Below are 21374 nucleotides of genomic sequence, written 5' to 3'. Positions count from 1 at the left end.
AATTAAGAGAGCCCTGAACATGCCCCTACCCGATCCCTTCCGCGAAGGCCTCGCTCGTGGCTGGACCACCTACAACGGCGCGCAGCTGACCGAAGATCTGACCCTGGAAGCCGACGTGGCCATCGTCGGCAGCGGTGCCGGTGGCGGCACCACGGCGGAAATTCTCAGTGCTGCCGGCTACCGCGTGTTGCTGATCGAGGAAGGGCCGCTCAAGACCAGCCATGACTTCAAGCTGCTCGAAGACCAGGCCTACAGCAGCCTGTACCAGGAAGGCCTCGGGCGCATGAGCAAGGACGGCGCCATCACCATTCTCCAGGGCCGGGCGGTCGGTGGCACGACGCTGATCAATTGGACCTCCAGCTTCCGCACCCCCGACCAGACCCTCGACCACTGGGCCGCCGAGCACAACGTCAAGGGCCACGGCCGCGTCGAGATGGCGCCTTGGTTTACGCAGATGGAACAACGCCTGGGCGTGGCGCCGTGGTTCGTCCCGCCCAACGCCAACAATGACGTGATCCGCAAAGGCTGTGAACAATTGGGCTACGCCTGGCACGTCATCCCGCGCAACGTCCGCGGCTGCTGGAACCTGGGTTATTGCGGCATGGGCTGCCCGACCAACGCCAAGCAGTCGATGCTGGTCACCACCATCCCGGCCACGTTGGACAAGGGTGGCGCGCTGCTTTACCTGGCGCGGGCCGAGCGCCTGACGATCAAAAACGATGCCGTCGTAGGCATCGAGTGCCAGGCCATGGACGAGCGTTGCGTGGTGCCGACCGGGCGGCGTATCACCATCAAGGCGCGGCACTACGTGCTGGCGGGCGGCGGCATCAACAGCCCGGGCCTGCTGTTGCGCTCCGCGGCGCCAGACCCGCACGAACGCTTGGGCAAGCGCACTTTCCTGCACTTGGTGAACATGTCCGCAGGGCAATTCGACGAGGTCATCAACCCGTTCTACGGTGCGCCGCAATCGATTTATTCGGATCACTTCCAATGGCAGGACGGGATCACCGGCAAGATGTCCTACAAGCTCGAAGTCCCACCCTTGCACCCGGCCCTCGCGACCACGTTATTGGGTGGGTTCGGCCCCGAGAACGCCTTGCACATGTCCCGACTGCCCCACACCCACGCCATGCTCGCGCTGTTGCGCGACGGTTTTCACCCAGACAGCCCCGGCGGTCGCGTCGAGTTACGCAGCGACGGCACGCCCGTGCTCGACTACCCCGTTTCGCCGTATACCTGGGACGGCTTGCGCCGGGCCTTCCACAGCATGGCCGAGATCCAGTTTGCCGGCGGCGCCAAGGCAGTGATGCCCCTGCACAACGACGCCCGCTACGTGAAGACCCTGGCCGAAGCCCGCACGCTGATCGACGGGCTCGACCTGGCCTTGTACCGCACGCGCCTGGGCAGTGCCCACGTGATGGGTGGCTGCGCCATGGGTGAGGACCCGAAAACCGCCGTCACCGACAGCCTGGGCCGCCATCACCAATTGGGCAACCTGTCGATCCATGACGGCTCGCTGTTCCCCACCAGCATCGGCGCCAACCCACAATTGTCGGTGTATGGGCTGACCGCACAATTGGCGACAGCCCTGGCCGAACGCCTGAAAACGCCATGAATATCCCAAGGCTATTCACTTAAAGTAAAGGATGGTTTGAATCATTGTGGCGAGGGGATTTATCCCCGCTGGGCTGCGCAGCGGCCCCAAAAGGCTGAATGCAACCAGCCTGGCACACTGCAGTGGCTGGGTTCAGGGCCGCTTCGCAGCCCAGCGGGGATAAATCCCCTCGCCACAGATTCATCTGCTTACTTAGGTGCGCAACATTGCATGGATATCTGGACTATTCGCAGCGTCTATAGTGCTTTCTTATCCAACAGCCGACTTGGCCGACCGAGAAGGCTGCGATACCATCCGACTCCCCAACGGACTCCCGCCAGGACGACGCGATGAACCGAGTGTTGTACCCAGGTACCTTCGACCCTATTACCAAGGGCCATGGCGATCTGGTCGAACGCGCCGCGCGCCTGTTCGACCATGTGATCATTGCCGTCGCCGCCAGCCCGAAGAAGAACCCGCTGTTCCCGCTGGAGCAACGTGTGGAACTGGCCCGCGAGGTCACCAAACACCTGCCCAACGTGGAAGTGGTCGGTTTCTCGACGCTTTTGGCCCACTTTGCCAAGGAAAAGAACGCCAATGTGTTCCTGCGCGGCCTGCGTGCGGTCTCGGACTTCGAGTACGAGTTCCAACTGGCCAACATGAACCGCCAACTGGCACCGGACGTCGAGAGCCTGTTCTTGACGCCGTCGGAGCGCTACTCCTTCATTTCCTCGACCCTGGTACGGGAAATCGCGGCGTTGGGCGGTGATATCACCAAGTTCGTCCACCCGGCCGTGGCCGATGCGCTGACCCTGCGCTTCAAGAAATAACCGGCTGGCGCTGCGAGCCACCTCGCAGCGCAACGCAGTCCATCGCGCCCGCGTGCACTGCGCTCGCCAATGCGGCACAATTGCGCCCATACGTTTTCAGATGCCCGGGCCAAACGCCCCGGCAGGAGCCTGCATGTCCCTGATCATCACCGACGACTGCATCAATTGCGACGTCTGCGAACCCGAATGCCCGAACGAGGCCATTTCCCAAGGCGAGGAGATCTACGTCATCGACCCGAACCTGTGCACCCAGTGCGTCGGCCATTACGACGAACCCCAGTGCCAGCAGGTTTGCCCGGTCGATTGCATCCCGCTGGACGAGGCTCATCCGGAGACGGAAGAGCAGTTGATGGCGAAATATCGCAAGATCACTGGCAAGGCTTGAATTTTGGGCGGCCCTGCTGGCCCCATCGCGAGCAAGCTCGCTCCCACAAGGGATTTGCTTCAGCCCCCAATGGTGTAGACACAGCAGATCCCTGTGGGAGCGAGCTTGCTCGCGATGAGGCCATCAGCCACACCCCAAAACCAACTGTCACTCCTGCCGCTCAAACCCCTCCCCCACACACCCCAGGCACCGCACGAACGTGGCCTTCGCCGGGTCCACCACCAACGCCTTCCCCGCATCACCGACCCCGCCACCCAGCGCGGTAAAGGGCAACGACACCACGAACGCCCCAGCCCCGATCACCGTGGCGGCGAGCAGCAGTGGGCGGGCGATCAGCAGATCACCGATCATGGCAAAAGCCGGCGGATTCTGGATGGTGTAGCGCGGGTCGCCGCTGCCGCTGCTTGCCAGGGCAGGCAAACCGATACTCAGCAGCAGTGCTAGAACGACAGGTCGAAGAGGTTTCATCGGGCGATCCTTCGGCTAAAGCAGTTGACTACTGACTATAGACCGTCGGACGCATCAGCTCTGGCAGCGTGGACACCAGACACTCGCGCGCTGGCCCAGGCGGATTTCCCGCAGCCCCGTGCCACAGACCTTGCACAACTCCCCGCCCCGGCCGTAGACGAACAGCTCCTGCTGGAAATAGCCAGGCTGGCCGTCCCCACCGATGAAATCCCGCAACGTGGTGCCGCCGCGCTCGATGGCATGGGCGAGAATGCGCTTGATCTCGATCGCCAGCTTCAGGTAACGCGCCCGGGAAATGCCCCCCGCGGCCCGGCGCGGGTCGATCCCGGCGGCGAACAGCGCCTCGGTCGCGTAGATATTGCCCACGCCCACCACCACCGCGTTGTCCATGATGAACGGCTTGACCGCCATGGAGCGCCCCCGCGAAAGCTGGAACAACCGTTCGCCATCGAACAGATCGGTCAACGGCTCGGGGCCGAGGCGAATCAGCAACTCGTGATTGAGTGGGTCGAGGCTCCAGAGCATCGCGCCGAAACGCCGAGGGTCGGTGTAGCGCAAGGCCAGGCCGGACTCCAGCTCGATGTCCACGTGCTCGTGCTTGAGGGCCGGCATGCCAACCTCCACCAAGCGCAGGTTGCCGGACATACCCAGATGGCTGATCAACGTGCCGACCTCGGCATTGATCAACAGGTACTTGGCCCGCCGCTCCACCTGCACGATGCGCTGGCCCGAGAGCCGCACGTCGAGATCTTCCGGGATTGGCCAGCGCAGGCGGCGGTCGCGGACCACCACGCGACTGACCCGCTGGCCTTCAAGATGGGGCGCGATGCCGCGACGGGTGGTTTCGACTTCCGGCAGTTCTGGCATGGGGTTCTCGCGTCAGGCGACGCCGCGCACTCAACGAGAGGCGAGGTCGCGAATTTCCTGTTTCTGGGTCTGGAAGTCGTATTCCGACAAACCGATGTAGTCGAGCACCAGGCTGCCGACGCTATCCCACTCATGGTCTTCGGCCTGATTGCCGAGCACCCGGTGGGACGCACAGATGTTTTCGGACATTTTCAGGATCGCCAGCAAGTTTTTCAGTTGGCTGTTGTTGCGTGAAGAGTCGTCGCTGAAGATCGCCAGGGCGTTGTGGTGGTTGGCGATGGCCTGGCTGACGTGATCCGGCAGGCGCCAGGATTTGGAGGTGTAGTAGCCGACCACCGCATGGTTGGTGTTGAACACGCGGTTCTCGGTGTCCACCACCCGGCACTCGGCGCTGGCATTGGCGTAGGCCTCTTCCAGCACGCTCATGTAGTTGGGGAACTGCTTGAGCATCAACGGCACGCCGCAATCGTGGAACAACCCCAAGGCATAGGCTTCGTCACCGTTCTCCAAGCCAACGCGCTTGGCCAGGGTCAGGCTGGTCATCGCCACGTCCTGGGCGGTATCCCAGAAGCGGTTCAGGGTCACGATGGCGTCGTCGTGCAGCTCGCCCTTGATCGACTGCGCATTGATCAGGTTGATGATCGAACGGCTGCCCAGCAGGTTCACCGCACGCTGGATCGAGGTGATCTTGTTGCGCAGGCCGTAGTACGGCGAATTGACGATCTTGAGCAAGGCCCCAGAGAGGCCCGGATCCTGGGAGATCAACTTGGCGATGGTCTCCAGGTCTGGGTCGGGCATGTACTGCTCCATCTGCAGATCCACCATGATCTGCGGCTGGGGCGGCACGCTGATGCCCTGCAAGGACTGTTGGATCTGTTCGGCAGTAAGCTCTTTGGACATGAGTACACACTCTGGGTCAGGCGGGGATTCTAACCCTTAAAGATGGATCCGATACACCGCCGGGGTAGATTGGCGGAACTTTCCTTCAGGCATCGGCTTCGGACTTTATAGGGCCGACAGCCAAGCCTGCATACAGGTTTGAGTCGGCAGTCCAGCCATTCAGCTTGAGGAGTTTTTTTCATGCCTCTTAACAACAAACGTGTCGCCATCCTGGTGACTGACGGTTTTGAACAGGCCGAACTGACCGGCCCCCAGCAGGCGCTGGAAGAGGCCGGCGTCAAGGTGGACATCGTTTCGGCCCGCGAAGGCCAGGTCAAAGGCTGGAACCATGACCAGCCGGCCGACGACTTCCCGATCGACCTGACCTTCAAGGCCGCCAATGTCGAGCAGTACGACGCCGTGGTGCTGCCCGGTGGTGTGCAGAACTCCGACACCATCCGCATCGACCCCGACGCCCAGAAACTGGTCAAGGGCTTCGAGGCGGCGGGCAAGCCCATTGCGGTGATTTGCCATGGCGGCTGGTTGCTGGCGTCGAGCGGGCTGGTCAAGGGCAAGACCATGACCAGCTACAAGACCCTCAAGGATGACCTGGTCAACGCCGGCGCGAACTGGGTCGATAAGGAAGTGGTCAAGGACGGCACGTTGATCAGCAGCCGCCAACCCGATGACATCCCGGCGTTCAACCGCGAGTTGATCAGCGCGTTGTCCGCTTGATAACTTGAGGCCACTGCCAAACTGTCGAGCCGGGAACACGATGTACCTGTGGCGAGGGGATTTATCCCCGCTGGAGCGCGAAGCGGTCCCAAAATAGCTGGCTCGGTCAGGCCAATGCATCGCGCTCCCGGATTTTAGGGCTGCTTCGCAGCCCAGCGGGGATAAATCCCCTCGCCACAGGTTCCGTGTCGGATTGCCGACAGGGCACGCCTCCACGTTTCATCGCCCTTCAAACCCGCCGTACACTTCAACACGGTATACTCCCGCTCTTTTTTCCGGAGCGACGTCATGTCCCTGCCTAGCCTGCGCCTCAAAGCCAACGCCGACCGTCGCCTGCGCGCCGGCCACTTGTGGGTCTACAGCAACGAAATCGATGTGGCCGCCACGCCCCTGCACGGCTTCAAGGCCGGCGACCAGGCCATCCTCGAAGCCGCCGGCGGCAAGCCGCTGGGCATCGTCGCGATGAGCCCCAACAACCTGATCTGCGCCCGCCTGCTGTCCCGCGACGTGAAGCTGCCGCTGGACAAGTCACTGCTGGTGCATCGCCTCAACGTGGCGTTGTCCCTGCGCGAGCGGCTGTTCGACAAGCCGTTCTATCGCCTGGTCTACGGTGACTCCGACCTGTTGCCAGGCCTGGTGGTCGACCGTTTCGGCGACATCCTGGTGGTGCAGATCGCTTCGGCCACCATGGAAGCCCACAAGGACGACGTGATCGCCGCCCTGACCCAGGTGCTCAAGCCCAGCGGCATCCTGTTCAAGAACGACTCCGCGGCCCGCGACGCCGAAGGCCTGAACCGCTACGTCGAGACCGTGTTCGGCCTGGTGCCGGAATGGGTGGCCCTGGAAGAGAACGGCGTGAAGTTCGAAGCGCCGGTCATGGAAGGCCAGAAAACCGGCTGGTTCTACGACCACCGCATGAACCGCGCACGCCTGGCGCCGTACGCCAAGGGCAAGCGCGTCCTGGACCTGTTCAGCTACATCGGCGGCTGGGGCGTACAAGCCGCGGCGTTCGGCGCCAGTGAAGTGTTCTGCGTCGACGCCTCGGCCTTCGCCCTCGACGGTGTCGAGCGCAACGCCGCGTTGAACGGCTTCGCCGAGAAGCTGACCTGCATCGAAGGCGACGTGTTCGAAGCCTTGAAGGAGCTCAAGGCCAGCGAAGAACGTTTCGACGTGATCGTGGCCGACCCACCGGCCTTCATCAAGCGCAAGAAAGACCTGAAGAACGGCGAAGGCGCCTATCGCCGCCTCAACGAGCAAGCCATGCGCCTGCTCAGCAAGGACGGCATCCTGGTCAGCGCGTCGTGCTCGATGCACCTGCCCGAAGACGACCTGCAAAACATCCTGCTGACCAGCGCCCGTCATCTGGACCGCAACATCCAACTGCTCGAACGCGGCGGCCAGGGGCCAGACCACCCGGTACACCCGGCCATTGCCGAAACCCGCTACATCAAGAGCATCACCTGCCGGTTGTTGCCCAACAGCTGATGCCGGGCGGGGCCAGTGCCGTAGCGCTGTGCCCCTGTCGCCGGGCAACCAGATCGCAGCCTTGGCTGCGATTTTTTTTGCGCGTCTGAATAAGTCTGTAGGAGCCACCCCACGAAATTACCAGAACCGTCCTACTCAATCTCCCCGTGACTGGCGGACATGACGCATTAGGATTGAAAGTGCCCCCTCAGGTACGTCTTGGAACGCCTCATGACTGATCCGCAAAACCGCCTGGCTGCCCGCAAACCGGCCACCGTCGGCTTGTTGTTGACGCTGACATTGCTCGGCGTCTTTCCAATCGATGTCGTGCTGCCCTCGTTCCCCGCCCTGTCCGAGTATTTTGAACGTCCATCGCCGGACATTGCCCTGTCCGTCAGCCTGTTCGCGGTGGGCATCGCCCTTTCGCAACTGCTGATCGGTCCGCTTTCCGACGTTATGGGACGAAAAAACCTGCTGTTGATCGGGATCGCCGTTTCAGCGGTTGGAGCAACAGGTTGCGTACTCGCCGACAGTTACTGGTCCTTTCTCTTCTTCCGTGTCGTCCAGGCCTTGGGGTGCGGTTGTTTCGTGCTGTCCCAAGCGCTGATCCAAGACCTGTTCACCGGACAAGAACAGCAGCGATTGCGAGTCTTGCTGGTCACCTGCGGGGGGATTTTCATTTCCGTTTCGCCTCTGGCTGGCACCGGGCTGCAAAGCTGGATGGGCTGGCGCGGCAGCTTCCTGGTGTTCATTGCCCTGGCAATTGGCGTATTCGCAAGCGCCTGTCATTTGCTTGAACGCTCCCCGTCCGGCAGTCAATCCAGGCGTTTCAATATCATCGCATCCTATCGAAAGGTCTTCGGTGACTTCAGTTTCATCGCTTATTGGTTAACCTCGGCGCTGGCTTTTTCCTGCCATTTTTCGTTCATCGTCATTTCCCCCCTGGTGCTGATCGACCAGTTGCACTTATCACCCGAGGCTTTTTCGCTGGTACTGCTGGGCTATGGGCTGGCCTATATCGGTGGGGGCGCGGTGGCGTCCGTGCTGAGCAATCGAATCGACCCACAGGCGCAAATCATCACGGGGCTGGGCCTGATCCTCGCCGCAGGTCTCCTGATGCTGGGGCTCGCCAATCACCTGGGCTTGTCAGTCACCACTCTGTTAGTGCCCATGATCGTGTGCACCGCCGGAACGACCATTGCCCGGGCGGCAGCCAACAACCAAGCCATGACGCTATTTCCGGCGCAGGCCGGTACGTCCGCTTCGGCCGGTAGCGTACTGATCTTTATTGTCGGCGGGCTGACCAGTGCCGTGATCAGCCTCACCCCGCTGGACTTACAGCTGAGCCTGGCCCTCTGCCTGGTCCTGCTTAGCCTGCTGGGGCTGGCACTCAATGCCCTGCTCCGGCAGCGTAACAGGGGGCTGTTGGCCGGCTGAACCCTGCCAGTCGTCATCCCGCGCACGACATTGGCGTGCGATCAGCGCTTTGCGTCATTTCATCCTGGCGCCAGCGGTGTAGAATCGTGGCATTCATCGCCATTCATCCCCGGCGGGTTTATGAGCTCATGCCGAGGCGCGCAGCGATCCTGCAAAGTCATCGGCCACTTCCGGACACACGGCCAAACCCGGGTGCTCCAGACGTCGACAGAAGCTCACTTCCCCATTGATACCTGATAAGTACCTGATTAGCCGCCCGGAGTGCTCCATGCCTGATTACCGCTCGAAAACATCCACCCATGGCCGCAACATGGCCGGCGCCCGTGCCTTGTGGCGCGCCACGGGGATGAAGGATGACGACTTCAAGAAGCCGATCATCGCCATTGCCAACTCCTTCACCCAGTTCGTACCGGGCCACGTCCACCTCAAGGACCTCGGTCAACTGGTTGCCCGGGAAATCGAACGCGCCGGCGGCGTGGCCAAGGAATTCAACACCATCGCCGTGGACGACGGTATCGCCATGGGCCACGACGGCATGCTCTATTCGCTGCCGAGCCGCGAGATCATCGCCGACTCCGTCGAATACATGGTCAACGCCCACTGCGCCGATGCCATCGTGTGCATTTCCAACTGCGACAAGATCACCCCGGGCATGCTCATGGCCGCCCTGCGCCTGAACATCCCGGTGATCTTCGTCTCCGGCGGCCCGATGGAAGCCGGCAAGACCAAACTCGCCAGCCACGGCCTGGACCTGGTCGATGCCATGGTGATTGCCGCCGACTCCAGCGCTTCTGACGAGAAGGTTGCCGAGTACGAGCGCAGCGCCTGCCCGACCTGCGGTTCGTGCTCCGGCATGTTCACCGCCAACTCGATGAACTGCCTGACCGAAGCCCTGGGCCTGGCCCTGCCGGGCAACGGTTCAACCCTCGCCACCCACAGCGATCGCGAACAACTGTTCCTGCAGGCCGGCCGGACCATCGTCGAGCTGTGCAAGCGCTACTACGGCGAGAACGACGAATCGGTGTTGCCGCGCAACATCGCCAACTTCAAGGCGTTCGAAAACGCCATGACCCTGGACATCGCCATGGGCGGTTCCACCAACACCATCCTGCACTTGCTGGCGGCGGCCCAGGAAGCCGAGATCGATTTCGACCTGCGCGACATCGACCGCCTGTCCCGTCATGTGCCGCAACTGTGCAAGGTCGCGCCGAACATCCAGAAGTACCACATGGAAGACGTGCACCGTGCCGGCGGGATCTTCAGCATCCTCGGCTCCCTGGCCCGTGGCGGCCTGTTGCACACCGACCTGCCGACCGTGCACAGCAAGACCATGGCCGAAGGCATTGCCAAGTGGGACATCACCCAGACCACCGACGAGGCCGTGCATCACTTCTTCAAGGCCGGCCCGGCAGGTATCCCGACGCAAACCGCGTTCAGCCAGTCGACCCGTTGGGAAACCCTGGACGACGACCGTGAAAACGGCTGCATCCGCAGCGTCGAGCACGCGTATTCCAAGGAAGGCGGCCTGGCCGTGCTGTACGGCAACATCGCCCTGGATGGCTGCGTGGTGAAGACCGCCGGCGTCGACGAGTCGATCCACGTGTTCGAAGGCAACGCGAAGATTTTCGAAAGCCAGGACAGCGCCGTGCGCGGCATCCTCGCTGACGAAGTGAAGGCCGGCGACATCGTGATCATTCGCTACGAAGGTCCGAAAGGCGGCCCGGGCATGCAGGAAATGCTCTACCCGACGTCCTACCTGAAGTCCAAAGGCCTGGGCAAAGCCTGCGCCTTGCTGACCGATGGCCGGTTCTCCGGCGGTACCTCGGGCCTGTCTATCGGCCACGCTTCGCCGGAAGCGGCGGCTGGCGGTGCCATCGGCCTGGTGCGCGATGGCGACAAGGTCCTGATCGACATTCCGAACCGCTCGATCAACCTGTTGATCAGCGACGAAGAACTGGCCGGGCGCCGCATCGAACAGGACAACAAGGGCTGGAAACCGGTGGAAGTGCGTCCGCGCAAAGTCACCACGGCCCTCAAGGCCTACGCCCTGCTCGCCACCAGCGCCGACAAGGGCGCGGTGCGTAACAAGGCGATGCTTGACGGCCTGTAAGCGTCGTTAGCCGCAATAAAAATGCCCCGCCAAGTGCGGGGCTTTTTTTGATGCCATGAAACCCAGTGATCCTTTGTGGCGAGGGAGCAAGCTCCCTCGCCACGGGTTCACCTATTTTCAAGTCCCTGGTACTCCTGTGGGAGCGAGCTTGCTCGCGATGGCGGTGTGTCAGCCAGCAAAAGTGTTACTGAACCATCGCTATCGCGAGCAAGCTCGCTCCCACAGAAGGTCGTGGGTCTTATTGAATGTCTTCGGGCTTGACGATCACCCAGTTCTTGTCCGCCGTCACCGGCAGACCTTCCTTGGCCTGGGCCGCGGCGTGCTTGGCCATCATGCCGTTGATCTGGTTCATGTATTTGTCCTTGCGGTTGACCCACAGGTGAATACCGCCCTTGGCCACGTCCACATCGTGGAACAGCATGTAGCCGTCACTGCTCGGTGTGTCACCCGCCACCAGCACCGGTTTTTTCCATTCGTCGATGTACGTCAGGATCGCCGCGTGCTTGCCGGCCATCCAGGTCGCCGGGGTCCACAGATAAGGTGTGTACTCCAGGCCAAGGTTGGCCTTCTCGTCATATTTACCCGCGGTGATCTGCTTACGGGCGGTGGTCAGCTCGCCGGTCTTGCGGTCCTTGAGCAGCGTGGTCACGCCGATCACGTTCTGCGGCTTGAGGTTGTAGCCGTATTTCGGGTCCGCGGCGACCATGCGTACCAGCTCTTCGGAAGCGGCGGTCATGACATAGACCTCGATGCCGTTTTCCATCAGCTTGTTGTACAGCTCGGCCTGGCCGGTGAAGATTTTCGGCGGGTTGACGTTGTACTGGACCACCTTGTCACCATCGTAATAGGTAGTCGGCACCGGCTTGCCGGACGCCATCAACTCATCGACATAGCCCTTGAGCTCCTTGAGCGTAAAGCCAGAAAACACCTGGGCCACCCACGGATAACAGACCATGTCATCCACTTCGCACAGGCGATAGTAATAACTGAACAGGCTTTCCTTGTGGTCGGCCGTGTCCTTGAACGGCATCAGCTTCAAGGACGGGTCCAGGCTTTCCCGAGTGATGAGGCCCTTGTTCTCCATGAACGGCAGCAACGATTCCTCAAGGTCGTAGCGGTAACTGGTGTTGTCCATGTCGAATACCGCGTAGTTACCCTTGTTGGCGTTGGCCGCGATCATCGCGTCCAGGGCCTTGGCCTGTTCCGCCGGCCAGTGCTTGAGCTCGGTGGCGAGCACCTGGCCGGCAAGACCAAGACTCAAGGCGACAGCGAGAAAACGAGGTGCGAGCTTCATCGGCATTTCTCCCAGGTTCAAAGAACTCGACGCTAACAAATGCGTATGACAGTCCTCGCCCAGCCGCGACTGCTTGCGTTCTGATAACGCCAGCGGCATACCCGCAAACGCCAACTCCTTATTCCATAAACGACAATCTACATGCGTTTTTAGTATTAATTCATTAGTTATCAGGCTGTTAGGCTTCCCGGCTCACAGTCGCGGCTTCGGGCGACTGGCACGTCTTATCGGAGTCTCTTTTGATGAATCTGCCGCTGATCCTCAACCTGCTGGTGTTCCTCGCCTTGCTGTATGGCCTGGCGCAAACCCGTCACCGCACCTGGAGCCTGGCCAAGAAGGTACTGCTGGCACTGGTGCTGGGCGTGGTGTTCGGCATCGCCCTTCACACGATTTATGGCGCCGGCAACCCGGTGCTCAAGGCCTCCATCGGCTGGTTCGACCTGGTGGGCAACGGCTACGTGCAGTTGCTGCAAATGATCGTGATCCCGCTGGTCTTCGCCTCGATCCTCAGCGCCGTGGCTCGCCTGCATAACGCCTCGTCCCTGGGCAAGATCAGCTTCCTGACCATTGGCACGCTGCTATTCACCACCGCCATCGCCGCGCTGATCGGCATCGGCCTGACCAACCTGTTCGGCCTCACCGCCGAAGGCCTGGTGGCCGGCACCCAGGAACTGGCGCGCCTGCAAGTGATCCAGAGCGACTATGCCGGCAAGGTCGCCGACCTGAACATCCCGCAATTGCTGCTTTCGTTCATTCCGCAGAATCCCTTTGCCGACCTGGCGCGGGCCAAGCCGACGTCGATCATCAGCGTGGTGATCTTCGCCGCGTTCCTCGGCGTCGCGGCGTTGCAGTTGCTCAAGGATGACGCGGAAAAAGGCCAGAAAGTGATCAACGCCATCGACACCCTGCAAAGCTGGGTGACGCGCCTGGTGCGCCTGGTGATGAAGCTGACGCCGTACGGTGTGCTGGCGCTGATGACCAAGGTGGTGGCCGGCTCCAACCTCCAGGACATCATCAAGCTCGGCAGTTTTGTCGTGGTGTCGTACCTCGGGCTGGGCCTGATGTTCGTGGTCCACGGCCTGTTGGTGTCCGCTGCGGGGATTAACCCGTTGCGCTTCTTCCGCAAGATCTGGCCGGTGCTGACCTTCGCCTTCACCAGCCGCTCCAGCGCCGCCACCATCCCGTTGAGCATCGAAGCCCAGACCAGTCGTCTCGGCATTCCACGGGCGATTGCCAGCTTCAGCGCCTCGTTCGGCGCCACCATCGGCCAGAACGGTTGCGCCGGTCTTTATCCGGCCATGCTGGCGGTGATGGTCGCGCCGACCGTGGGCATCAACCCGCTTGATCCGGTCTGGATCGCAACGCTGGTGGCGATCGTTACGTTGAGTTCGGCCGGAGTGGCCGGGGTCGGTGGCGGCGCGACGTTCGCCGCGCTGATCGTGCTGCCGGCCATGGGCTTGCCGGTCGCGCTGGTTGCCTTGCTGATTTCCGTCGAGCCGCTGATCGACATGGGGCGTACGGCGTTGAACGTCAGCGGCTCGATCACCGCAGGGGCGATTACCAGCCAGGTGATGCAGCAGACTGATAAGGCCTTGCTCGATGCCGAGGCGCATGGGGAGTTGGTGCACGCTTGATTGCCTGATACCTGTGGGAGCAAGGCTTGCCCGCGATGAAAGCGACGCGGTCTTCCATGGATCGAGGCGCCCGGATCGCGGGCAAGCCTTGCTCCCACAGGCATAGCTCCCACAGGGCTTACAGTTTTTCCCACACCTCAAAGCTGTAGGCCGGCTTGTCCCCTTCAGCCGGGTTCGGCTGGTTCGACACCAGCTTCCACTGGCTCGAATCGAATTCTGGAAACCACGCGTCCCCTTCCGGACTCAGCGCCACGCGGGTCAGGTACAGTCGATCCGCCTGCTCCAAGGCCTGGGCGTACAGTTGGGCGCCACCGATCAACATCAGCTCGTCGACGCCCTGCTCCAGAGCCCACGCCTGGGCCCGCGCCACCGCGGCTTCCAGGGTGGAAAACACTTCCGCGCCGTCCAGCACCAAGTCCGGCTGACGGCTGACCACGATGTTCAAGCGCCCCGGCAGCGGTCGACCGAGGGAATCCCAGGTCTTGCGCCCCATGATGATCGGCTTGCCCAAGGTGGTGGCCTTGAAGTATTTGAAATCCCCCGGCAGGTGCCAGGGCATGCTGTTGTCGACGCCGATCACACGGTTTTCACCGAGGGCTGCGATCAGGCTTAGGGGGAGAGTTTTGTTCATGGTCGCGAGGATACCAGAGGCCCGGCGTACCCCGACAGGCATCACAGCGGTTATGCTCAACCCTCATTCGAGCAACGGAAGCCCCCGTGACAGAACTGCAGAACCTCTGGTTGACCGAGACGATCCGCCTGCGTGAAGAGCATGCCGGCCCGCTCGAAGACCAGGAAGCCAATCGCCTGGCCCGTGCGGCAGGCGGCGATCTCTCCACCCGCATCGGCCACCGCGCTCGCTGGCTGGCCGAACGCGATGGCCTCACCCAAGCCCTGCGCCATTGGCTGCAAGGGGCACGCCTGGCGCTGGTAACGTTGGCGCTGCTCGCCGTCATCAGCGGCGCTGGGCTGGGCTTTGCCGCCCTCGGCGACGGGCAAACACCGGTCAATGTGTTCTGGGCCTTGGGCAGTCTGTTGGGGTTGAACCTGATCCTGCTCATCTCTTGGGCCCTGGGCCTGATCTTTGCCGGTGAGCAAGGTGCCGCACTGGGACGCCTGTGGCTGTGGCTCAGCGAAAAACTCGCCCGCGATGCCAAGGCCGCCCAACTGGCACCGGCCCTGCTGCTGTTGTTGCAACGGCACAAGCTCAATCGCTGGGTCCTCGGCGCGTTGGTCAACGGTTTGTGGCTGCTGGCAATGCTCAGCGCGCTGGTCATTGTCCTGATGCTGATGGCGACCCGGCGCTACGGCTTCGTCTGGGAAACCACGATTCTCGGCGGCCAGACCTTCGTCGCCATGACCCAGGCGCTTGGTGCACTGCCCGCCCTGTTGGGTTTCAGCGTGCCGACCGAGGAGATGATCCGCGCCAGCGGCGACGGCGCCCTGAACATCGAGAGCGCCCGCCAGGCCTGGGCCGCCTGGCTGGTCGGCGTGCTGCTGGTCTATGGCGTGATGCCGCGCCTGTGTCTGGCGCTGCTGTGTCTATGGCGTTGGCAACGTGGCCGGACCACGCTGCGTCTGGACTTGAACCTGCCGGGCTACGCTCAACTGCGCGAACGACTGATGCCCAGCAGCGAACGCCTGGGCGTCAACGACGCCGCACCCGCACAACTGCATCCCATTGAAAGCGCCGTCAGTGCAATGGACAGCGACGGCGCGCTGCTGGTGGCCATCGAACTGGACGATCGGCCCTGGCCGCCCAAACTGCCCGAAACCGTGAAAAGTGCTGGCATCCTCGACAGCCGCGAGTCGCGTCACAAACTCCTCGAACAACTGTCGCGCTTTCCCCCGGCGCGGCTGGCGATAGCCTGCGACCCCCGCCGATCACCGGACCGTGGCAGCCTGGCGCTGATCGCCGAGTTGGCCCGCAGCGCCAGCGCTACCCGCGTTTGGCTGTTGCAAGCGCCGCCCGGCGAAGCGCTGGATGCCGAGCGCCTGAGCGACTGGCACAACGCGCTGCAGCAGTTGCAACTGCCCTTCGCCGACTGCATGCCCTTGAACTGGCTGGAGACCGGCCATGACTGAGCCCCTGAAACCGCTGAAGTTGGCCGTGGTCGGCCACACCAACGTGGGCAAGACCTCGCTGTTGCGAACCTTGACCCGCGACGTCGGCTTCGGCGAAGTGTCCCACCGCCCGAGCACCACCCGGCATGTCGAGGGTGCGCGCCTGTCGGTGGACGGCGAAGCGCTGCTGGAACTGTACGATACGCCGGGCCTGGAAGACGCCATCGCCCTGCTCGATTACCTCGAGCGCCTGGAGCGCCCTGGCGAACGCCTCGACGGCCCGGCGCGCCTGGCCCGCTTCCTCGAGGGCAGCGAGGCACGGCAACGCTTCGAACAGGAAGCCAAGGTGCTGCGGCAACTGCTCGCCAGCGACGCCGGGCTGTATGTGATCGATGCCCGGGAGCCGGTGCTGGCCAAGTACCGCGATGAATTGGAAGTCCTCGCCAGTTGCGGCAAACCGCTGCTGCCGGTGTTGAATTTCGTCAGCAGCGCCCACCATCGCGAGCCCGACTGGCGCGAAGCCCTGGCGCGATTGGGGTTGCACGCCCTGGTGCGGTTTGACAGCGTCGCCCCGCCCGAGGACGGCGAGCGACGCCTGTATGAAAGCCTCGCGTTGTTGCTGGAAAGCGCCCGTGGGCAACTGGAGCGACTGGTCGCCGACCAACAGGCCCAACGCCTGGCCCGCCAGCAGAGCGCGGCGCGCTTGATCGCCGAACTGCTGATCGACTGCGCCGCCTGCCGACGCAGCGTGGCCAGCGACGTCGAGTTGGAACGCGAGGCCATCAGTGAACTGCGCAACGCGGTACGTCAGCGCGAACAGCGCTGCGTCGAAGCGCTGCTCAAGCTCTATGCGTTCCGTCCCCAGGACGCGGCTGCCAGCGACCTGCCGCTGCTCGACGGACGTTGGGGCGATGATTTGTTCAACCCCGAAACCCTCAAGCAACTGGGCGTACGCGTCGGCGGCGGGATCGCGGCGGGCGCGGCGGCCGGTGCCGGGGTGGACTTGCTGGTGGGTGGCCTGACCCTCGGTGCCGCGGCCCTGGCCGGGGCCATTGTCGGCGGCACCCTGCAAACCGCCCGCAGCTATGGCAACCGGCTGATAGGCAAACTCAAGGGACAACGGGAACTGACGGTGGACGACGGCGTGCTGCGTTTGCTGGCCCTGCGCCAACGGCAATTGCTCCAAGCCCTCAACCTGCGCGGCCACGCGGCGATGGACAGCATCCGCATCGCCACGCCCCAGGACAAGACCTGGCGCGAAGGCAAGCTGCCCGAAGCCCTGAACAAGGCCCGGGCGCATCCGCAATGGTCGTCGCTCAATCCCCAGGCTCGGTTGAGCCAGGCGGAGCGGCAGGAGCAGATTGAGCAGTTGGCCGAGCAGCTCTAGCCCTGCAGCAAGAGACTTTGTGGGAGCAAGGCTTGCCCGCGATGAATCGATGCGGTCTTTCAGAGACCGAGGCGCCTGTATCGCGGGCAAGCCTTGCTCCCACAGAGAGTTCCTTGTCGCAGAGCGCTGCGCTGCTCAAGATTACTCGTTACTCAAGGCTTTGAGGGCCGCCGCCGCTTCAGCCAACTCCAGCTCGCTGAACACCCGCACCCCATGGCGCTTGAGCAACGCCGCCGTCACGCCTTCGCCACTGACCTTCACACCGCTGAACGTCCCGTCATAGGTCAGCAGGTTGCCGCACGATGGGCTGTTGGCCTTGAGCACGGCGATCTGGATGCCATGGGCACGCACCAGTTCCAGCGCCTGATTCGCACCGGACAGGAACTGCGCACTCACATCCTCGCCCTCGGTGGTGATCACCACCGCCTGACCGTCGAGCACTCGCCCGCCCTGCCCGCCAGGAATCTCCGCCGCCGCCCGAGGCGTGGGCAAGCCGCCGGCGACTTCTGGGCACAACGGCACGACCCGGCCTTCGTCGAGCCATTGCTGGAGTTGGTCGAACGGCCCACTGGCGCCGCCGTCGTAGCGCACGCGATGGCCGAGCAGGCAGCGACTGACCAGGATCTTTTCCATATTCAGAACAACTCATTGCCGCGACGGCGGAACCAACCGGTCAAGGACAAGCGATTGCGCGTGGCCGGCAGGACTTCATGGGGAATGTCCCCCGACAGGAACACCACCAGGCAGCCGCCGATGGGCACCACGTCACGCTCCACGCCTTCGTCCAGGTACATGCGCAACTGGCCGCCGTGCTCCGGTAGCCAATCGTCGTCGTTGAGGTAGAGCACCGCCGACACCATGCGCCGGTCATCGTCGCGAAAGCGGTCGACGTGCCTGAGGTAGAACGCACCGGGAGGGTACAGGGCGAAATGGCTTTCGAAATCCTCCAGCCCCAGGAACAGCCCGCGATTCATCGCCTCGCGCAGGCTGTCCATCAGCGCCAGGTAATGGTCGCAGGCTTGCGCCTGACCAGGTTCGATCCACTGGATGCGATCCCCCCGAATCCCTTCGCGAATCTCCGAGAACGGTCCGCGACCGACCGCTGCCGGAGCCAGTTCACCCTCGGCGGCACGCTGGCGGCATTCGGCCGCCAGGGCGCGGGTAAGCGCCTCCGGCAGGAAGAGATTCTGCTGCGACCAGCCGCGCTCGGCCAGGTCGTCGACGATACGTAGCAGCAGCGGGTGATCAGAAGGTATTTGCATGGCGCGCATAGTATTCCTGTGCCTGCAAAACCGACAGCGACGCTCAGCAGGTTTTTTGCTGCCAGATAGCACCGCCGTACGAACTTGATACGAATTCTCGACAAGACCCCACACCCCACGGAGAATAGTCGGCTGCTGACAGGAGTCCCTATGCGCCGTTTGCTTTTCTCACTGTTGATGTTCTGCGTTTTGCCCGCCTGGGCAGACAGCTACGACCAGTTGTACAAGGTCGCCGGCTGGCCGGAACAGCGGGCGCATTTCAGTGATGCCTTGAGCGCCGCCCAGCAGCGTTACCAGAGCAGCCTGCCGCCGGCGGTGTTCCAAGCGCTGGTGAACAACAGCAATCAACGTTTCGCCCCCCAGGCCATGGACCAGCGGGCCGAAGCGCAAATGCGCAAGAATCTTCGTGACCCTCAGCCGGCCCTGAGTTTCTTCCAATCGCCTTTGGGCCGCAAAGTCGTGGCAGCCGAGTTGCTGGCGACCCGGCGCGATCAATTGGCGAAAAACGCCAAAGGCCTGCCGAAGATGCAAGCCAGTGACAACCGCCTGTTGATCATCGGCCACCTGGCCCAGGCCCTGCCCGCCCGCGAAGCCGGCGCCGAAGTTAGCCTGGCGATCGCCGGCGTGGCGGCCGACAGCCTGAGCTCGATGATCCCGGGACTCCTGGGGGCCGGCCAGGCCCAGGGCATGCTCAACGGCCAGCGCCAGCGACTGATGGAACAGATCGGCGCGGACCTGAACAACACATTGCTGTACGTCTACCGTGACCTGACGGATACCGAGTTGGAAGAATTCGCCACCTTCGCCGAATCGACTGAGGGCCAGGCTTATTATCAAGCGGCTTTGGCGGCGATTCGGGCGGGGTTGGCGGTGGGGCAGACTCTCGGGCAATAGTTCAGCACCGCTATCGCGAGCAAGCTCGCTCCCACAGGGTGTTGAGTGAACTCAGATTCGCGAGCACACAGATCCAATGTGGGAGCGAGCTTGCTCGCGATAGCAATAGCCCGGTCACCGCCGAACCCGACTCATCCGCTTCGTCAAAAACCCAAACATCTCTTGCCGTATCGCCAGCGCCTCATTCGCCAGGTGATGCCGCCCTTCAGGCAACATCAGCACCTGCGGCCGGTCGAATTTGCCGCGCAGCACTTGCAGGTTGTGCACCCAATCCACCGTCATGTCCGCCTGTCCCTGCACGATCAACGGCTGGCGCGGGCTGCTCGGGGCGGCTTCGATACGCTTGATCCATTGCCCCAAGGCCCCCACCCATGCGGTGGGCAAACGTAATGGCTGCAGCGGATCGGCTTGCAGGAATGGCAGGAACTGCGGGTCAGTGGAGTTCTCGCTGAAACGCCGGGCGATACCGGTGACGAAGGGCTTGAGCAGGTAATAACTCAGGCGCGACCAACCCCAGGCCCGCGGCCGCACCAGGGGTGACAACAGGATGACCTGGCCCTGGGCCGGGCTTTGCGCGCCGTGGTTGAGCACGTGATCGACCACGATCGCCCCGCCGGTACTTTGCCCACACAGGTGCCAAGGATGCGGCAGGTCCAGCGTCGTGGCCTCGGCCAACAGCCCCTGCAAGGTGGCCTGGTACTCGGCGAAATCCTCGATGCTGGCGCGTTCGCCGCTGGACAGGCCATGGCCCGGCAGGTCGCAGGCGATCACCGCGAACTTCTGTTCCAAGGCCCATTCGATCAAGTGCCGGTACAGCCCCATGTGATCGTAGTAACCGTGGAACACAAACAACGTCGCCACGGCTTTTTCCGGCCACCAGACCTGACTGACCACCTCATACCCGCCCACCTCGAAACGCCCCAATCCCTTGCGCACGCTGCGCTGGGGAAAATCCAGCCCATAGAACCGCTGGTAAGCCTGGGCTTGCTCGGACAGGGCTTGCCACTGGGCCAACGGTTGCAGGCTGGCACGCAGGAGATCGGGATCGAAAGTGGCAGGCATTAAGGTTTCCAGACATGGGCGCAGCGCGCGAGACAGACTTTACAAGCCTGTGATATTCATCTGTCGCGGCAAGCATGGCAAGCTACGCGGCTTCAGAGGATCGACTCCATGCGCCCGTCCCATCGCACGACCTTGCTTGCCAGCCTGCTTGCCCTCGGATGCGCCATCGTATTGTGGGCGGCCTACGACTGGTTCCAGGGCCGTTTCCTGCGGACCTTCAGTCAACACACGGCGGTGTTTTCCGGCGACCCTCTGCGCCTGCCTGCCGACCTGGCCGGCCCCGGCGCGATCCGCCTGGTGCATTTCTGGGACCCGGCGTGCCCGTGCAACGTCGGCAACCAGCAGCACCTGGCCGAACTGGTCGATAAATACGTACCGCAAGGCGTTGAGTTCTATGCGGTACAAAAGCCCGGCAGCCAGGGTCAATTACCGGCCACCCTGAACAGCCTCAAACCGCTCTCGGCGCTCCCCGGCTCAAACCAGATTCCCGCCAGCCCGGCCGTGGCGATCTGGGATCGCAGCGGCCAGTTGGCGTACTTCGGCCCCTACAGCGAAGGCCTGACCTGCAATTCGAGCAACAGCTTCATCGAACCGATTCTCGAGGCGTTGAGTGCCGGCCGGGAAGTTAACGCGACTCACACATTGGCCGTGGGCTGTTATTGCCCGTGGTCGGTTTCAAACTGAAGTGTTAACTACATCACGTATTGCCAGCCTCCTCTTGGGTGAGAATACAAAGTTGAACCTAGTGCCCGCTTCTAGAGCTCTTACTCAAAGTAAGGGCGTGGGCTGAACCGTTTGTCGGATCCAATTTTTCCAAAGAACGCCATTACCCTTCCTTTTCGGCCTGTGCCCCGTGCCAGACGGGTTGTGCAGGGCAATTGACGGCCGCCGACCGTTTAGCTGAATCGATTAACAGCGGCCGTGCCAGTATGAACTTTTTTTTAATCTCTTCTCTAAACCTCGTGACCAACAAAATGTTCTTTACCCGTGCAGCGCGCGGCGGCGCTA

Annotated in this window: 20 protein-coding genes; 12 read left to right on the top strand and 8 right to left on the bottom strand. The window is 62.6% G+C overall.

What is annotated here, in order from left to right; all coding sequences use genetic code 11:
* The first annotated feature begins 19 nt into the window (after positions 1 to 19).
* The 3 genes from AB4N80_RS06990 to AB4N80_RS06980 all read left to right on the top strand — a co-directional run bounded on the left by AB4N80_RS06990 (position 20) and on the right by AB4N80_RS06980 (position 2809).
* The gene (locus AB4N80_RS06990) at positions 20 to 1615 is read left to right on the top strand and encodes a GMC family oxidoreductase (RefSeq protein ID WP_305491284.1); all 1596 of its coding nucleotides are present in this window, start codon (positions 20 to 22) and stop codon (positions 1613 to 1615) included.
* Positions 1616 to 1944: 329 nt separating this feature from the next.
* The gene (gene coaD, locus AB4N80_RS06985) at positions 1945 to 2424 is read left to right on the top strand and encodes a pantetheine-phosphate adenylyltransferase (protein WP_003177462.1); all 480 of its coding nucleotides are present in this window, start codon (positions 1945 to 1947) and stop codon (positions 2422 to 2424) included.
* Between the two features lie 133 nt (positions 2425 to 2557).
* A complete protein-coding gene (locus AB4N80_RS06980; protein ID WP_003206534.1) occupies positions 2558 to 2809 on the top strand; it encodes a YfhL family 4Fe-4S dicluster ferredoxin in 252 nt (83 codons plus the stop codon).
* 147 nt (positions 2810 to 2956) lie between these two features.
* Here the strand turns inward: AB4N80_RS06980 and AB4N80_RS06975 are convergent, their stop codons facing one another.
* From AB4N80_RS06975 to AB4N80_RS06965, 3 genes are read right to left on the bottom strand one after another with little or no spacing between them, the layout of a single operon-like run.
* Positions 2957 to 3277, bottom strand: a complete 321-nt coding sequence (locus tag AB4N80_RS06975; RefSeq protein WP_122567418.1) for a multidrug transporter — start codon at positions 3275 to 3277, stop codon at positions 2957 to 2959.
* A gap of 54 nt (positions 3278 to 3331) precedes the next feature.
* Positions 3332 to 4144 carry a bifunctional DNA-formamidopyrimidine glycosylase/DNA-(apurinic or apyrimidinic site) lyase gene (mutM, locus tag AB4N80_RS06970; protein ID WP_053188961.1) on the bottom strand — a complete coding sequence of 271 codons (813 nt, stop codon included), beginning with the start codon at positions 4142 to 4144 and terminating at the stop codon, positions 3332 to 3334.
* Between the two features lie 30 nt (positions 4145 to 4174).
* Positions 4175 to 4990 (bottom strand): HDOD domain-containing protein, encoded by an 816-nt coding sequence (locus tag AB4N80_RS06965; protein ID WP_460083029.1) that lies wholly within the window; start codon positions 4988 to 4990, stop codon positions 4175 to 4177.
* Between the two features lie 234 nt (positions 4991 to 5224).
* On the opposite strand from AB4N80_RS06965, the gene AB4N80_RS06960 reads away from it, so the two are divergent.
* From AB4N80_RS06960 to ilvD, 4 genes are all read left to right on the top strand, one after another.
* Entirely contained in the window at positions 5225 to 5758 is a 534-nt protein-coding gene (locus AB4N80_RS06960; protein ID WP_460081262.1) for a type 1 glutamine amidotransferase domain-containing protein, read from the top strand.
* A 288-nt stretch (positions 5759 to 6046) separates the two neighbouring features.
* Positions 6047 to 7243 (top strand): class I SAM-dependent rRNA methyltransferase, encoded by a 1197-nt coding sequence (locus AB4N80_RS06955; protein WP_003206543.1) that lies wholly within the window; start codon positions 6047 to 6049, stop codon positions 7241 to 7243.
* A 210-nt stretch (positions 7244 to 7453) separates the two neighbouring features.
* Positions 7454 to 8659 (top strand): MFS transporter, encoded by a 1206-nt coding sequence (locus AB4N80_RS06950; protein WP_122567422.1) that lies wholly within the window; start codon positions 7454 to 7456, stop codon positions 8657 to 8659.
* 268 nt (positions 8660 to 8927) lie between these two features.
* Positions 8928 to 10769: a dihydroxy-acid dehydratase gene (gene ilvD, locus AB4N80_RS06945; protein WP_122567423.1), complete on the top strand. Its 1842-nt coding sequence runs from the start codon at positions 8928 to 8930 to the stop codon at positions 10767 to 10769.
* A 238-nt stretch (positions 10770 to 11007) separates the two neighbouring features.
* Here the strand turns inward: ilvD and AB4N80_RS06940 are convergent, their stop codons facing one another.
* Entirely contained in the window at positions 11008 to 12063 is a 1056-nt protein-coding gene (locus tag AB4N80_RS06940; protein ID WP_122567424.1) for an HAD family hydrolase, read from the bottom strand.
* A gap of 242 nt (positions 12064 to 12305) precedes the next feature.
* Between AB4N80_RS06940 and AB4N80_RS06935 the strand changes: the two genes are divergently transcribed.
* On the top strand, positions 12306 to 13697 hold the full coding sequence (locus tag AB4N80_RS06935) for an L-cystine transporter (protein WP_122567425.1): 1392 nt from the start codon (positions 12306 to 12308) through the stop codon (positions 13695 to 13697).
* A gap of 118 nt (positions 13698 to 13815) precedes the next feature.
* Here the strand turns inward: AB4N80_RS06935 and AB4N80_RS06930 are convergent, their stop codons facing one another.
* A complete protein-coding gene (locus AB4N80_RS06930) occupies positions 13816 to 14328 on the bottom strand; it encodes a dihydrofolate reductase (protein ID WP_305468766.1) in 513 nt (170 codons plus the stop codon).
* A gap of 86 nt (positions 14329 to 14414) precedes the next feature.
* Here AB4N80_RS06930 and AB4N80_RS06925 point away from each other — a divergent pair, with 86 nt between their 5' ends.
* Positions 14415 to 15782, top strand: coding sequence for a DUF2868 domain-containing protein (locus tag AB4N80_RS06925; protein ID WP_354336084.1), 1368 nt, complete (start codon positions 14415 to 14417; stop codon positions 15780 to 15782).
* On the top strand, positions 15775 to 17148 hold the full coding sequence (locus tag AB4N80_RS06920; protein WP_460081256.1) for a GTPase/DUF3482 domain-containing protein: 1374 nt from the start codon (positions 15775 to 15777) through the stop codon (positions 17146 to 17148). The genes AB4N80_RS06925 and AB4N80_RS06920 overlap by 8 nt, the downstream gene beginning before the upstream one ends.
* Positions 17149 to 17289: 141 nt before the next feature.
* On the opposite strand, the gene AB4N80_RS06915 is transcribed toward AB4N80_RS06920, so the two are convergent.
* Positions 17290 to 17781, bottom strand: coding sequence for a 2-thiouracil desulfurase family protein (locus AB4N80_RS06915; protein ID WP_305491289.1), 492 nt, complete (start codon positions 17779 to 17781; stop codon positions 17290 to 17292).
* Between the two features lie 2 nt (positions 17782 to 17783).
* Complete coding sequence (locus AB4N80_RS06910) at positions 17784 to 18419, bottom strand: 2OG-Fe(II) oxygenase (protein ID WP_122567430.1); 636 nt, start codon at positions 18417 to 18419, stop codon at positions 17784 to 17786.
* A gap of 141 nt (positions 18420 to 18560) precedes the next feature.
* Between AB4N80_RS06910 and AB4N80_RS06905 the strand changes: the two genes are divergently transcribed.
* Positions 18561 to 19304: a DUF2059 domain-containing protein gene (locus AB4N80_RS06905; RefSeq protein WP_122567431.1), complete on the top strand. Its 744-nt coding sequence runs from the start codon at positions 18561 to 18563 to the stop codon at positions 19302 to 19304.
* 114 nt (positions 19305 to 19418) lie between these two features.
* On the opposite strand, the gene bipL is transcribed toward AB4N80_RS06905, so the two are convergent.
* Positions 19419 to 20366, bottom strand: coding sequence for a phospholipase BipL (bipL, locus tag AB4N80_RS06900; protein WP_122567432.1), 948 nt, complete (start codon positions 20364 to 20366; stop codon positions 19419 to 19421).
* 108 nt (positions 20367 to 20474) lie between these two features.
* Between bipL and AB4N80_RS06895 the strand changes: the two genes are divergently transcribed.
* Positions 20475 to 21050: a DUF6436 domain-containing protein gene (locus tag AB4N80_RS06895; RefSeq protein ID WP_122567433.1), complete on the top strand. Its 576-nt coding sequence runs from the start codon at positions 20475 to 20477 to the stop codon at positions 21048 to 21050.
* Positions 21051 to 21374 lie beyond the last annotated feature (324 nt).

The sequence above is a fragment of the Pseudomonas sp. H3_A02 genome (genome assembly GCF_054671965.1).
This window is presented reverse-complemented; position numbering and strand designations above follow the sequence as displayed.